13 protein-coding genes are annotated in these 13,779 nt (G+C 64.6%); 2 read left to right on the top strand and 11 right to left on the bottom strand.

All coding sequences use genetic code 11. The features are described from left to right. Positions 1-78: 78 nt before the first annotated feature. Genes glpK through EKH49_RS06995 form a run of 3 tightly spaced genes read right to left on the bottom strand, consistent with a single transcriptional unit; the run spans position 79 to position 4,084 of the window. Complete coding sequence (glpK, locus tag EKH49_RS07005; protein WP_128470264.1) at positions 79-1,599, bottom strand: glycerol kinase GlpK; 1,521 nt, start codon at positions 1,597-1,599, stop codon at positions 79-81. A 17-nt stretch (positions 1,600-1,616) separates the two neighbouring features. Next, positions 1,617-2,345: an MIP/aquaporin family protein gene (locus EKH49_RS07000; RefSeq protein WP_038991305.1), complete on the bottom strand. Its 729-nt coding sequence runs from the start codon at positions 2,343-2,345 to the stop codon at positions 1,617-1,619. Positions 2,346-2,404: 59 nt separating this feature from the next. Continuing rightward, complete coding sequence (locus EKH49_RS06995; RefSeq protein WP_128470263.1) at positions 2,405-4,084, bottom strand: glycerol-3-phosphate dehydrogenase/oxidase; 1,680 nt, start codon at positions 4,082-4,084, stop codon at positions 2,405-2,407. A gap of 106 nt (positions 4,085-4,190) precedes the next feature. On the opposite strand from EKH49_RS06995, the gene EKH49_RS06990 reads away from it, so the two are divergent. Together EKH49_RS06990 and EKH49_RS06985 are read left to right on the top strand one after the other, a co-directional pair. Beyond that, positions 4,191-5,198 (top strand): sugar-binding transcriptional regulator, encoded by a 1,008-nt coding sequence (locus tag EKH49_RS06990; RefSeq protein WP_128470262.1) that lies wholly within the window; start codon positions 4,191-4,193, stop codon positions 5,196-5,198. Positions 5,199-5,208: 10 nt separating this feature from the next. Further along, a complete protein-coding gene (locus EKH49_RS06985) occupies positions 5,209-6,084 on the top strand; it encodes an alpha/beta fold hydrolase (protein ID WP_128470261.1) in 876 nt (291 codons plus the stop codon). A gap of 15 nt (positions 6,085-6,099) precedes the next feature. Here EKH49_RS06985 and EKH49_RS06980 read toward each other — a convergent pair whose 3' ends face one another. The 8 genes from EKH49_RS06980 to EKH49_RS06945 all read right to left on the bottom strand — a co-directional run. Then, positions 6,100-8,061, bottom strand: a complete 1,962-nt coding sequence (locus tag EKH49_RS06980; protein WP_128470260.1) for a primosomal protein PriA — start codon at positions 8,059-8,061, stop codon at positions 6,100-6,102. A gap of 5 nt (positions 8,062-8,066) precedes the next feature. Then, entirely contained in the window at positions 8,067-9,272 is a 1,206-nt protein-coding gene (gene metK, locus EKH49_RS06975) for a methionine adenosyltransferase (protein ID WP_128470259.1), read from the bottom strand. 76 nt (positions 9,273-9,348) lie between these two features. After that, complete coding sequence (gene coaBC, locus EKH49_RS06970) at positions 9,349-10,575, bottom strand: bifunctional phosphopantothenoylcysteine decarboxylase/phosphopantothenate--cysteine ligase CoaBC (RefSeq protein WP_128470258.1); 1,227 nt, start codon at positions 10,573-10,575, stop codon at positions 9,349-9,351. A gap of 96 nt (positions 10,576-10,671) precedes the next feature. Further along, complete coding sequence (gene rpoZ, locus EKH49_RS06965) at positions 10,672-10,932, bottom strand: DNA-directed RNA polymerase subunit omega (RefSeq protein ID WP_038991115.1); 261 nt, start codon at positions 10,930-10,932, stop codon at positions 10,672-10,674. A gap of 8 nt (positions 10,933-10,940) precedes the next feature. Continuing rightward, a complete protein-coding gene (gmk, locus tag EKH49_RS06960; RefSeq protein ID WP_038991117.1) occupies positions 10,941-11,507 on the bottom strand; it encodes a guanylate kinase in 567 nt (188 codons plus the stop codon). 3 nt (positions 11,508-11,510) lie between these two features. Continuing rightward, on the bottom strand, positions 11,511-11,846 hold the full coding sequence (gene mihF, locus EKH49_RS06955; RefSeq protein ID WP_013349055.1) for an integration host factor, actinobacterial type: 336 nt from the start codon (positions 11,844-11,846) through the stop codon (positions 11,511-11,513). A 146-nt stretch (positions 11,847-11,992) separates the two neighbouring features. Beyond that, positions 11,993-12,835, bottom strand: coding sequence for an orotidine-5'-phosphate decarboxylase (gene pyrF / locus EKH49_RS06950; protein WP_128470257.1), 843 nt, complete (start codon positions 12,833-12,835; stop codon positions 11,993-11,995). Next, positions 12,828-13,779 (bottom strand): ATP-binding protein (locus tag EKH49_RS06945; protein WP_442903502.1); only part of this gene is annotated, 952 nt, incomplete at its 5' end. The genes pyrF and EKH49_RS06945, both read right to left, overlap by 8 nt.

The raw sequence follows: 13,779 nt of genomic DNA, 5'->3' as shown, positions 1-13,779 counted from the left end.
GCAGCGCCCGAACCACGCCAATGGGCGGTTCGGGCGCTGCCGGTGTCCGGAACGGTTCCGGCCAAGCCGCAGTCGGGCTCAGGCCTTGGTATCTTCGTCGACCCAGTCGAAGGTGCGGGTGACAGCCTTCTTCCACAGGCGAAGGCTGCGCTCGCGCGATGCCTCATCCATGGTCGGCTCCCAACGCTTGTCCTCGGCCCAGTTCTGCTCCAGCTCGCCAAGGTCCTTCCAGAAGCCAACGGCCAAGCCGGCGGCGTAGGCCGCACCCAGCGCGGTGGTCTCGGTGACCTGCGGGCGAACCACCGGCACGCCGAGGATGTCGGCCTGGAACTGCATCAGGGCTTCATTGGCCACCATGCCGCCGTCGACCTTCAGTTCGGTCAACGGAACCTCAGCGTCGGCGTTGACCGCGTCCAGTACTTCTCGCGTCTGGAATGCGGTGGACTCGAGCGCCGCGCGGGCAATGTGGTTCTTGTTCGCATAGCGGGTCAGGCCGACGATCGCGCCGCGGGCATCCGAACGCCAATAGGGCGCGAACAAGCCGGAGAAAGCCGGAACGATATATACGCCGCCGTTATCCTCAACCTGGGCCGCCAGCTGTTCGACTTCCGGGGCGGTGGCGATCATGCCGATGTTGTCGCGCAGCCACTGGATCAGGGAACCGGCAACGGCGATGGAACCTTCCAGGGCATACACCGGTGCGCTCTCGCCCAGCTTGTACGCCATCGTGGTCAGCAGGCCGTTGGACGAATTCACGATCTCCGTGCCGGTGTTGAAGATCAGGAAGCAGCCGGTGCCATAGGTATTCTTCGCGGTGCCCGCGGTGAACGCGGCCTGGCCGAAGGTTGCCGCCTGCTGGTCGCCCAGGATACCGGCAACCGGCACCTCGCGCAGCAGCTGGTTCGTGTGCACCGTGCCGTACACCTCCGAAGACGAACGGATCTCCGGCATCATGGACAGCGGCACGCCGAAATCGGCCAGGATCTTCTCGTCCCATTGGAGGGTCTTCAGGTCCATGAACAGCGTGCGCGACGCGTTGGTCACGTCGGTGACGTGCACGCCGCCGTCCACGCCGCCGGTCAGGTTCCACAGCACCCAGCTGTCGGTGGTGCCGAACAGCAGGTCTCCTGCTTCTGCGCGTTCCCTCGCGCCTTCGACATTGTCCAGGATCCACTTGATCTTGGTGCCCGAGAAGTAGGTTGCCAGCGGCAAGCCGACGGTCTGCTTGTAGCGGTCCAGGCCGCCATCACGCGCCAGCTCGTCGACGATGTCCTGGGTACGGGTGTCCTGCCAGACAATCGCGTTGTAGACGGCTTCGCCGGTGTTCTTGTCCCACACCACCGTGGTTTCGCGCTGGTTGGTGATGCCGACGACCTCGATGTCGTGGCGGGTCAGGTTGGCCTTGGACAAGGCCTGGCCGATCACTTCGCGCACATTGGTCCAGATTTCGGCTGGATCATGTTCGACCCATCCAGCGGCCGGGAAGATCTGCTCGTGCTCCTTCTGGCCTACCGAGTGCACCTCGCCGGCATGGTTGAAGACGATTGCACGGGAACTGGTGGTGCCTTGGTCAATGGCGATGACGAATTTTTCACTCATGATTCACTGCTCTCTTTCTAGAACATTGGCGCGGCGGCAAGTCCGCCAAGGATACCGCCGATAGCTGGACCGACCAACGGAACCCACGAATAGGACCAGTCGGAAGAGCCCTTGCCCTTGATCGGCAGGATGGCGTGGGCGACGCGTGGACCCAGGTCGCGGAACGGGTTGATGGCGTAGCCGGTGGCGCCGCCCAGGGACAGGCCGATGGCGACAACCAGCAGGGCCACGGCCAGCGGGCCGAGCTCATGCGGGGTGTGGCCCAGGCCGGCGATCACGAACACCAGGACAAAGGTGCCGAAGATCTCCGTGACCAGGTTCCAGCCGTAGGAGCGGATGGCCGGTCCGGTGGAGAAGACACCCAGTTGCTGGCCCGCGTTCTGCGGATCGTCCAGATGCTTCTTGTAGGCAAGCCAGGTTCCCACGGCACCGAGGAAGGCGCCAATGAACTGCGCCAGGAAATACAGCATCGTGTTGGCGAAGGTCTTGGCGACCCCTGGGGCGTATTCGGCGGCATCCGGGTTGACCAGCAGGCCAAGGGTGACCGCCGGGTTCAGGTGGGCTCCGGAAATTCCGGCGATCCAGACGCCGCAGTAGACGGCAAAGCCCCAGCCGAAGCTGATGGCTACCCAGCCCGCGGCGCTGCCGAGGGTGCCTTTCAGGGCGACGTTGGCGCAGACGCCGCCGCCCATGAGCAAGAGTATGAAAGTGCCGGCTAATTCGGCGAGAAACACGTGAGTGGACAACGTTGACCTCTTAGTGGTTTCGATTGCCGGAGGCGACTTGCCGCCGGCCAAGATGCAGCTTAGACCAGGGTGACACCGTGGGCTTCTGCAAGGACCGAGAGCGAATGGTCGATCTCGGCTTGGATCTGGGACTTATCCCATTCCATCGGGTCAGCGAGGCAATTAGCTGCCTCGATCACCAAATTCTTCGTGACCAGGCCGCGGAAGGCCAGATTGGTGCGGCGGATGAAGACGTCGATCAGGCGGCCCACCTGCTCATGCTTGGCCATGTAGGCCAGCTCCTGGCAGGACAGCTCGTTGGTGTGCTCGAGCATGGTTTCGCTGCCGCCAAGGGCTTCGAGCACGGCATCGGCCCCGGTGCCGTAGCGTTCCAGCAGCACACGCAGGCGTTCGCGGCTGGTCTTGGACTCGCGGGCCGCATACCAGGCGGCCAGTTCGCCGTCATTGGCCGGGAAGTTCTTCCCGCCGCCGATGGCTACTCCGGCAGTGGTCCTGACCTCGCGGGCGCCGAGGAAGGCCAACGCCTTGCCACCGAGGTTCTCGCTCAGTGCGCGGAAGGTGGTCCACTTGCCCCCGATCAGCGAGAGCATGGTGGTCGCGTCGGTCAGGCGGGTTTCCTTGATCTGGTAGTCGCGGGACACGAAGCCGGGCGCGGTGTCATCGTGGCTGGGCAGGGGGCGCACGCCGGAGAACTTGTAGACGATCTGTTCCCTGGTGACCTTGATGCCCGGGAAGACGTGGTGGACCAGGTCAAAGAAGTAGTCGACTTCCTCATCGGTGCAAACCGCTGGCTCGTTCATGTCGTGCTCGAGATCGGTGGTGCCCACCAGCACGCGGCCGAGCATCGGGTAGATCAGCACGATGCGGCCGTCTTCATGCTCGAAGAAGATTTCGCGACCGCCGGTCGCGGCGAGCAGCTCAGGGTGGTCCAGCACGATGTGCGAACCCTTGGTGCCGCCGGTCCATTTGGTTTCGCGGCCCAGGTCCTTGTTCGTCAGGTCCACCCATGCGCCGGTGGCGTTGATGATGACATCGGCCTGGAAGTCGAATTCTTCGCCGGAGAGCACGTCGCGCAGCTTCGCGGTGCCACCATCGACACCGGCCAACTCAACGTAGTTGCTGGCGCGAGCTTGGTCGTTGGCGTTCAGGCCCTCGCGCAGCACATCCAGGGTCAGCCGCTCCGGGTTGTGCACCGAGGCGTCGAAGTAGGTGGCGGTGTACTTGACGTCATCGCGCAGTGCAGGAAGGTCCTGGCGGGCAGCCTTGCCGGCCTTGAAGTTGTGCCATGGGGTGTTGCGTCCGCCGATTCCGGCGAACACGTCGTACATGATCAGGCCGGCCTTGATCAGTGCGGCACCGCGTTCGGTCGGCTTGCCCGACTTGTGGGTCAAGAAGCGCATTGGCGCGCTGAGCATTCCGGAGAACGTGGAGAAAATGGGGATGGTGGTCTGCAGCGGTTTCACGTAGTGCGGCGCGATCTGGAGCAGCGAGTTGCGTTCCTGCACGGATTCGTGGACCAGGCGGAACTCGCCGTTCTCCAGGTAGCGGATTCCGCCGTGGATCATGTGGGAGCTGGCACCGGAGGCGCCCTGGCAGTAATCGCCGCGCTCGACCAGGGCGACATCGATCCCCTGCATGGCCAGGTAGCGGAAGGTGGCGACGCCGTTGATGCCGCCGCCAACAACCAGAACCTGCGCCTGCGGACGTTCACGCAGTTTGGCTAGCTGTTCCCGAATCACGATTTGTGCCCCTTGTGTAATAAATGGATGAGTCTGAAGCTAGTCTTGTTACAGAACGGCAAAGCGGTCAAACAAAATGCACAAACGTGCAGAAGTGGTCTGAATCATGATGAAATCCTCCCCCCGGGGCACCTACAAGCGGGCAACGAATGGCACATCCGTGCACAGCACTCCCAAGGCCAAGGACGCGCTGCGCGCCGCCCAGCTGTACTACCTGCAGGACATGAAGATGGAAGCGATCGCCAAAGAGCTGGGAACCTCGCGTTCGACGGTCTCCCGCTTGCTCTCCCACGCTAAGCGCACCGGCATGGTCTCGATCAGCATCTCGCCCAGCGCCAACATGTCGGCGCTGCTGGGCAACCAGCTCTCCGAGCACTACGGGATCAGCTTCAACGTCGTGCCCACCGACGGCAACATGGACGACTCCGAATTGCTTTCCCGCGTCGCTGCGCACGCGGCCTATCTGCTCGGCGGCATGGTCTCCTCCTCGATGACCGTGGGCGTCGCATGGGGGTCGACGATGCAGGCGGTGTCCATGGCCCTGGGCTCGCACCCCACCCATGACACGAAAATCGTGCAGCTCAACGGGGCGGCAAACCCGGTGACCAGCGGAGTGCGCTACGCCAGCGACATCCTCACGCGTTTCGGGCAGGCCTTCACCGCACGCACCGAGCAGTTCCCGGTCCCGGCCTTCTTCGACCGGGCATCCACCCGCGAAGCCATGTGGCAGGAGACGTCGATCCGACGGGTGCTGCAGGTGCAGAAGGAGATGAACCTCGCGGTGTTCTCGCTGGGCTCGGCCGGTTCCGCTGTCGCCTCGCAGGTGTACCGCGGCGGCTACTTGACCAAAGACGAAGCCCAGGAACTCAACGAGATCGGTGTGGTCGGCGACGTGGCCACGGTGTTCTTCGACAAGAACGGCACCAGCTCGAACATTTCGCTCAACGCCCGTTCCACCGGGCCAGCCCTTGATGCCCTGCGCAAGGTGCCGACCCGGTTCTGCGTGGTGGCAGGGCGCGGCAAGCTGCAGGCGGTGCGCGGTGCGCTTAAAGGCGGGCTGATCACCGATCTGGTGATCGACGAGGGCACGGCCCTGGCGCTGCTGGACGGGTAGGGTTAAAGCCATGGCCCCACGACAGCAGCTAGCGACCACCCACCATTTCAACGGTGCCGAAATCCGCGTCTACACCCACCCGGCCCAGAAGCCCTCGCGCGGCGTGATCTACGCGGTGCACGGATTCCGCGGCGACCACCACGGGCTGGCGCGCATCGTCTCGCATCTGCCGCACTACACGGTGGTCGTCCCCGACCTGCCGGGTTTCGGCTCCTCGACGTCGATGCTGGATCTGGACCACGATGTCGACGGGTATGCGGCGGTGCTCAACCAGCTGGCCGAAGAACTGCAGCTGGGTCCTTCGGTGCACCTGCTGGGGCATTCCTTCGGATCGATCGTGGCCGCCAAGCTGGCCACCGTGCGCAGCTTCGCCTCGTTGCTCCTGTTGAATCCGATCTCGGAGCTTGCCTTGGAATCCGACCAGGCGCTGCTGTCCAAGCTGGCCAGCGGCTACTACGAGGCATGCGCCAGAATTCCGGCGGGCATCGGCGAAGCGCTGCTGCGATCCAGGCTGTTCAGCGATGCGATGAGCCTGGTGATGACCAAGAGCAAGAACCCGGACATCCGGGCCTACGTGCGCGAGCAGCACCGCGCCTATTTCGGCGGCTTCCATTCGCGCGCGACCCTTGCCCAGTCCTACCGGGCGTCGATCAGCTCGACCGTCGGGGACTACTCCCCTGACCTGGGACTGCCCACGCTAATGGTCGCCGGCAGGGAAGACGAATTGGGCACCCCACAGACGCAGGAAACGCTGCGGGCAAGCTTCGCCGACGCGCAGCTGGTGATGCTCGAGAACGTCGGGCACCTGATCCACTATGAAAAGGCCCCGGAAACCGCGAAGGCCATCGACCGCTTCCTGCAGCAATTAGCAGCTGGCCAGGAATAGGGCCGCGGCAGGTTCCTAGAGCGCGTCGTCCGGGTCGATGGCGATAGACACGACCGGGTCCTTGGCCGCGGACATGGTTGCGCGCAGCTGGCGCAGCGCCGTGGTCACCGCGGTTCCGTCGGCGTAGGAGAAGAAGAGCACGTAGCGGTGCTGGGCCGGGGGCCCGTCAATTACCGTCGGGCCGTGGATTTGCACGCGCGCACGAGTCTCTGGATCCAGGCTGGCGACCAGCCGTTCGGCGCCCAGCCCTGAAATGACCGCGCTGCGCACCGCCGGCGGCAGCCCCACCTCCCGGCGCTCGGCCAATTCGCGTTCGGCAAAGCTCGCCGGGTCATAGCGCACCAGCGCGGCCCCGGCAGGGCTCGGATTTCCGGTCAGCACCACGACACCGTCAGCCCGCGCCATCGAGGCCGCGGTGAACCAGCGGGCGATGACTTCCTCGGCGTTGCGCAGCGAATCGTGGGCCATCATCCTGTCGGCATCGAGCAGCAGCACCGCGGCGTAGCCGGATTCGGCAAATGGTTCGACCCCAGGGGTCGCAACCACCAGCGCCGGCTTGCCGCCGATCCTGTCCACCGGCTTTGCTCCGGTGGAAGAAATAACGCTGACCTTGGGGAAGGCCAGGCCGAGTTCTTCGGCGGTGCGGTCGGCGCCGATGCTGGCCGCCCGGATCCGCGGCGAGGCGCAGTGCGCGCAGCGGTAGTCGTGGTACTGCTCGCCGCACCAGCGGCAGGCCACATGCGAGCCCTTGCCGGCGATGTGCAGCGGGCCTTGGCAGGCGGGGCAGCGCGCAGGGGTCCGGCAATCCTGGCAGGCAAGGGCAGGCATGAACCCGGTGCGCGCCACCTGCACCAGCACCGGACCGGTTTCCAGCGCCTTGGTGGCTTCGCGCCAAGCCAGCGATGGGATGCGGGCCTTAGCCAGCACCGGGTCGCGCTCCAGCTCGAAATCATTGGTGGTGGCCACGACGCGGGCGGTGTGCGCACGCAGCAGCTCGCGCGGCACCTTCAGCTCGATGGCCCAGCCGGTGTCCACCAGGCGCTGGGCTTCGACCGAGCGCGATGGCGCGGCGATCAGCAGGGAGATGCCTGCCTGCGCGCTGCGCAGCAAGGCCACTTCGCGGCTGTGCTGGTAGGGAGCGCGCTGTTCGCGGTGCGAGTGGTCCGCGTCCTGCCACACGATCATCAGTTCCAGCCCGGGCACGTGGCACAAGGCCGCCGAGCGGGTGCCGATGACGATCTGAACGTGCCCGCCGATGGCGCGCAGGAAGTTGCGGTAGCGCGGTGTCGGCCCGTCGTCGGCCTGCAGCCGGGCATAGGACTCGGCCCCGTAGTGCTCGTCGAGGTAGCTGCCCAGCAGGCGCAGGTCGCGGGCATCGGGCACGACCAGCAGCACCCGCTGGCCGCGCTGCAGCACCGGACGGGCGGCATCCATCAGGAAGCCGGGCCAGGATCCGTGGAAATTCGGCACCCAGGTGGCCACTGCCCGCAGGGTTTCGCCACTGCCCCAGGCCGCCAGTGCCTGCTCCCCGTGCTCGTAGTGGAGCAGCTGGTTCGGCGCCTCGGGCAGCTTTGGGGCGACGGTGGCCAGTTCCTCCTTTTCGACCTTGGCGGCGCGGGCTGGCACGGCCAGGCGCACCACATCCCACAGGGTGCCGGCGTAGCGGGTGGCGACCTCCTGCGCGGCGTCCACGATCGCCGGGTACAGCGCCACCTGGGTGCTGACCAGCTTGGCCAGCGGCCTCAGCTTCATTTCCGGGGCGTAGTCCTCAAGCACGGCAACGATGAACCCCGAGAGCAGCTGCGGGCCGAAATGCACCTTCACGCGGACTCCGGCTACGGCGTCCTCGGCCATCGAAGGCGGAATCTCGTAGTCGAAGAAGCGGTCCAGATGCGGGACCGAAGAATCAATCAGCACCCGGGCAACCCGCTTGATGCGGGCCGGCTCGGGTGCTGAGATCAGGGCGTCTTGCTGCACGGTGGCTAGGCGTTGAACCAGCTGCGCAGAGCGTCGACGCGGTCCAGCTTCTCCCAGGTGAAGTCGTTGTCCTCGCGGCCGAAATGGCCGTGGGCAGCGGTCTTGCGGTAGATCGGGCGCTTGAGGTCCAGGTCCTCGATGATGCCCAGCGGACGCAGGTCGAACACCTCGTTGATGGCCTTGGTGATCTTCGCCGGGTCAACGGTCTCGGTGCCGAAGGTCTCCACGTACAGGCCCACCGGACGGGCCACGCCGATCGCGTAGGCCACCTGGACCTCGGCGCGGCGGGCCAGGCCGGCGGCGACCACATTCTTGGCCACCCAGCGCATGGCGTAGGCTGCGGAGCGGTCGACCTTCGATGGATCCTTGCCGGAGAACGCGCCGCCGCCGTGGCGGGCGAAGCCGCCGTAGGTATCGACGATGATCTTGCGTCCGGTCAACCCGGCATCGCCGACGGGGCCGCCGATGATGAACGGGCCCGAAGGATTCAGGATGATTTTCGTGTTCGAGGTATCCAGGCCCGAACGCTCCAGGATCGGGGTGACGACCTCTTCGTGCAGGTCGGCCTTCAGCGTTGCCAGCTCGTATTCGGCGGCGTGCTGGCTGGAAACGACCACGGTGTCCACCGAGACTGGCTTGTCGCCGTCGTAGCCGATGGTGACCTGGGTCTTGCCGTCCGGGCGCAGCAGCGGCATGCGGCCGTTCTTGCGCACCTGGGTCAGGCGTTCGGACAGGCGGTGGGCCAGGAAGATCGGGGTCGGCATCAGCGAGTCGGTCTCATCCGAGGCGTAGCCGAACATCAGGCCCTGGTCGCCGGCGCCCTGCATGTCGCGCGGGTCCTTGGCGGTGCCTTCGCGGGACTCCAGCGAGTTGAAGACGCCATCGTGGATTTCCTGGGACTGCTGGCCGATCGACACGGACACGCCGCAGCGCGCCCCGTCGAAGCCGTTGGCCGAGGAGTCGTAGCCGATGTCCAAAATGGTCTTGCGGACGATCTCAGGGATCTCCACATAGCCGTTGGTGGTCACCTCGCCGGCCACGTGCACCAGGCCGGTGGTGGTCAGCGTCTCGACGGCGACCTTCGAGTCCGGATCCTGGGCCAGCATGGCGTCGAGGATCGCGTCCGAGATCTGGTCGCAGATCTTGTCGGGGTGGCCCTCGGTCACGGATTCCGAGGTGAAAAGACGAAGTTCAGGGGTTGTTGAAGTCACCGTATAACTCTATCTGGTCTCTGGGACCGGTAAGCAGAACTAGGACATTTCGTGAACAAGCACCATATGGCGCGGCTCACTTTGTTACAGCTGCATGACTTTTTGTGGCATTCAAAATCTGCTCGATGACCACGCGGGCCACCTCCAGCTTGCTGCCCGAGGCTTGCACCGCTTTGGCGTGATCGGCGAAGAGGACGTGGATGCTGTTGGTTTCCTGCCCGAAGGTCAGCGTCGCGCCCACCTCATTGACCACGAGCATTTCGCAGCCCTTGCGCTCCAGCTTGGCCTGCCCGTACTCGAGCACGCTGCCCTGCTCGTCGCCGGTCTCGGCGGCAAAGCCGACGATGAACTTCGGCAGGTCCGGGTTCTGGCTGCGGGCGGAAACCAGTTCGGCGAGGATATCCGGGTTGCGCACCAGCTCGATGACCGGTGCCGAATGCTCGTCGCGCTTCTTGATCTTCGAGTTCTCGATGCGTGCCGGACGGAAATCGGCGACCGCCGCGTTCATGATCAGCACGTCCTGGCCCAGAGCGTTCTCGAAGACCGCCTCGCGCAGCTCCAGCGCGCTTGAAGCGTGCACCAGCTTCACGCCATGCGGCGCGGGAACTTCCAGATGGGTGGCGATCAGCGTGACCTCGGCCCCGGCATCACGGGCGGCCTGCGCCAGCGCGACACCCTGGCGGCCCGAGGAGCGGTTGCCCAAGAAGCGCACCGGGTCCAGCGGTTCACGGGTGCCCCCGGCGGTGATCAGGACCTTGGAACCAGCGAGCACCGGCTCGGAGAGCAGGTCCTGGACTGCCGCGAAGATCTCATCTGGTTCCGGAAGCCGGCCCGGTCCCGAATCCTTTCCGGTAAGCCGCCCCGATGCAGGTTCGATCACCCGCACGCCGCGATCGCGCAGGGTCTGCACATTTGCGACGGTGGCCGGGTGCTGCCACATTTCGGTGTGCATGGCCGGGGCCATCACAACCGGAGCCCGGGTGGCAAGCAAGGTGCCGGTGAGCAGGTCGTCGGCCAGCCCTGCGGCGGCCTTGGCCAGCACATCGGCGGTAGCCGGAACAATCAATACCAGATCGGCCTGCTGGCCGAGGCGCACGTGGTTGACTGTATCGACCGCATCGAAAACATTCGAGGTCACCGGATTTCCAGACAGGGCCTCCCAGGTGACATTGCCCACGAAGTTCGCGACGTTCTGGGTGGGGATCACATCGACATGGTGGCCGGCTTCGCGCAGCAAGCGCAGCAGTAGCACGGATTTGTAGGCGGCGATGCCAGCTGAAACGCCTAGGACAATTCGCTTCACGAAGTACTTCCTCGAGGATTCGGTGCGGTGATGAGGTGGGTGGAAAAGGGGCTTAACGAAAAAGAAGGCGCCCGCTGCGGGGCGCCGACTTTTCGATTAGTCCTCGATGGCCTCGGCCGGAGTGACCTTCAGCAGGCTGTCATCCAGCTCGCGCAAGGCGATGGTCAGAGGCTTCTCGTTCAGCTTGGTTTCCACCAGCGGGCCGACATACTCGAACAGGCCTTCGTTGAGCTGCGCGTAGTAGGCGTTGATCTGGCGTGCGCGCTTGGCCGAGTTCAGCACGATGGCGTACTTCGAGTCGTTGGTCTCAAGCAACGAGTCGATCGATGGGTTGATGATTCCCTCTGGGTTGGACACAGGACTCCCTATTTGTCGTTCTTTAGCCCCATGAGGGCTACAAGCTCTTCGGCGGCACGTGCGACATCGTCGTTGACGATGGTCACGTCGAATTCTGATTCCGCTGCAAGTTCTAGTTTAGCGGTTTCCAGGCGGCGCTGCTGTTCCTCGGCCGTTTCAGTGCCGCGTCCCACAAGCCGGCGCACCAATTCGTCCCACGATGGCGGGGCGAGGAAGACGAATTTTGCCTCGGGCATCGACTCCTTGACCTGGCGCGCACCCTGCAGATCGATTTCCAGCAGGACCTTCTTGCCCTGTGCCACTGCATTTTCAACCGTGGAGCGAATCGTGCCGTAGCTGTTCTGGCCATGGACGACAGCCCATTCCAGCATCTGGCCTTCCTCAACCAGGGTTTGGAAGCGCTCGGGGCCCACGAAGAAGTAGTGGACTCCATCCTGCTCCCCCGGCCGGGCGTTGCGGGTCGTTGCCGACACCGAGAGCCAGACATCTGGATAGTTATCGCGGATGTAGGTAGAGACGGTGCCCTTGCCTACTGCCGTGGGGCCGGCTAGAACAGTTACCGACGCTGCGGTCATTGACTACACTTTCGTTTTTGGCGGGCTTTGCTTGAAGTGCTCGGTGATTGCGGTGCGCTGCTTGCGTCCCAGTCCGCGCAGACGGCGGGATGGGGAAATCCCAAGTCGCTCCAGCAAGTTTGCCGCGCGTACTTCACCTACGCCCGGTACCGATTCCAGAAGGTCCATGACACGCATGCGTCCCACGGCTTCATCTTCGTATACCAAGTCTAGTACCTCGGTGATGGAAATTTTTCCGGCACTGAACTCCGCCTTGATTTCTGCACGACGAGTGCGTGCGGCGAGTGCCTTGGCGCGGGCCCGGATACGATCTTCGTCAGAGAGTTCTCGCAGTACCATCGTTCAGCCATCCTTCAGTTGTAGTGGACTAAGGCTTATGTTGAGAAACATAGCGAGGTAACGCTGCTTTTGCAAGACTAAACGCGTTGTGGCTACTAGAAACTCTAATAGCCACAACGCGTCTATGCCACTTATTCGAATTTTTGCTAGCTAGCTGCCAGCAATTCGTCCCGGACCCTCAGAGCCTTGTCGCGGAGCGCGGTCTTGTCCGGCCCCGCTTTGAGGATGTCCCGGCTGCTCGTGCCCAGCACTTGGCCGTAGCTGGAGGCGAATGACTTGGCAATATCCGCCGCCGTGGCGCCTTGCGCGCCAAGTCCCGGAGTGAGCAGCGGAGCCTTGGAGGCCGCCAGATCGATTCCGAGCTTGGCCGGCGCATCGCCGATGGTGGCGCCGACGACCAAACCGACATGACCTAAATCTTCTGCACTTGAATTTTCCGCAGTGACTTGGTCAATAATCGTTTTAGCAACAGAGTTTCCTCCGCCGACGTGCTGCACAGACGGCCCCTCCGGGTTGGAAGTCAGCCCGAGAACGAACACTCCCCTGCCGGTGGCAGCAGCTAAATCCAGTGCCGGTCGCAGCGACTCGTAGCCCAGGTAAGGGCTCAAGGTCACCGCGTCTGAGGCCAGCGGGGAAGCGTCATCGAGCCATGCGGTCGCGTACGCGGCCATGGTCGAACCGATATCCCCGCGCTTGGCGTCGGCCAGCGTGAGCAGCCCGGCGGCCTTCGCGGCGCTCAAGGTGTCCTCCAGCGCGGCAAATCCCTTGGACCCGAAGCGCTCGTACAGGGCGACCTGGGGCTTGAGGATGGCCGCCGCACCGGCCATCGCTTCCACGACTGCCAGTGAGAAAGATCGCACGCCATCGGCGGTATTCTCCAGCCCCCAGGCTTCCAGCAGCGCCGGGTGGGGATCAATCCCCACGCACAGCGGGCCGGAAGCCTGCATGGCCGAACGAAGCCGCTGGCCGAATGGAATCGGCTCAGGCATTGCGTGCCGCGTTCAGGTTGGCGTCGTGCACCTGCAAGCTGGTGACATCCCACTCGTACTCGCGCAGGGCATCGATTGCCTGGACGGAGGCGTTGAATTCCGCGACGGTGGTGATCACCGGGGTGCCGACCGAGGTCGCGGCGGCGCGGATCTCGTAGCCGTCGCCACGCGCATCCGAACCCGACGGGGTGTTCAGGATCAGGCCGATCTGGCCGGCCACGATCAGGTCGACGATGGACTCTCCGCCTTCGTGCAGCTTGCCCACCACCTGGGTCGGGATGCCGTTGCGGCGCAGCACCTCGGCGGTGCCGCCGGTGGAGATGATCTCGAAGCCGTTGTCGGACAGGTGCTTGACCGGCATCACGATCGAGCGCTTGTCGCGGTTGGTGACCGAGACGAACACCTTGCCGGCGGTGGGCAGCGGGTTGTTCGCCGCGGCCTGCGACTTGGCGAAGGCGGTGTCGAAGTACTTGTCGAAGCCCATGACCTCGCCGGTGGAGCGCATTTCAGGGCCGAGCAGCGAGTCGACGACCTTGCCTTCCGGGGTGCGGAAGCGGGCGAACGGCATGACCGCTTCCTTCACCGCGATGGCCGCGGCTTCCGGCAGGTGCGCTCCATCGCCGGTGGCCGGCAGGTAGCTGCCGCGCAGCTCGGCCAAGGTCTTGCCGACGCCGATCAGCGCGGCGACCTTGGACAGCTGCACGCCGGTGGCCTTCGAGGTGAACGGCACGGTGCGCGAAGCACGCGGGTTCGCCTCGATCACGTACAGGATGTCGCTGGCCAGCGCGAACTGGATGTTGATCAGGCCGCGCACGCCCACGCCTTCGGCGATCGCCCGGGTGGCCTGCTTCACGCGCTCGCGCACGTCAGGGCCCAGGGTGATCGGAGGCAGGGTGCAGGCCGAGTCGCCCGAGTGGATGCCGGCTTCCTCGATGTGCTCCATG

Origin of the sequence: Glutamicibacter sp. HZAU (assembly GCF_004100365.1) — a bacterium.
Classification (GTDB): domain Bacteria; phylum Actinomycetota; class Actinomycetes; order Actinomycetales; family Micrococcaceae; genus Glutamicibacter; species Glutamicibacter nicotianae.
The sequence above is the reverse complement of the archived record's forward strand: the minus strand, read 5'-3'. Positions and strand labels throughout refer to the sequence as shown.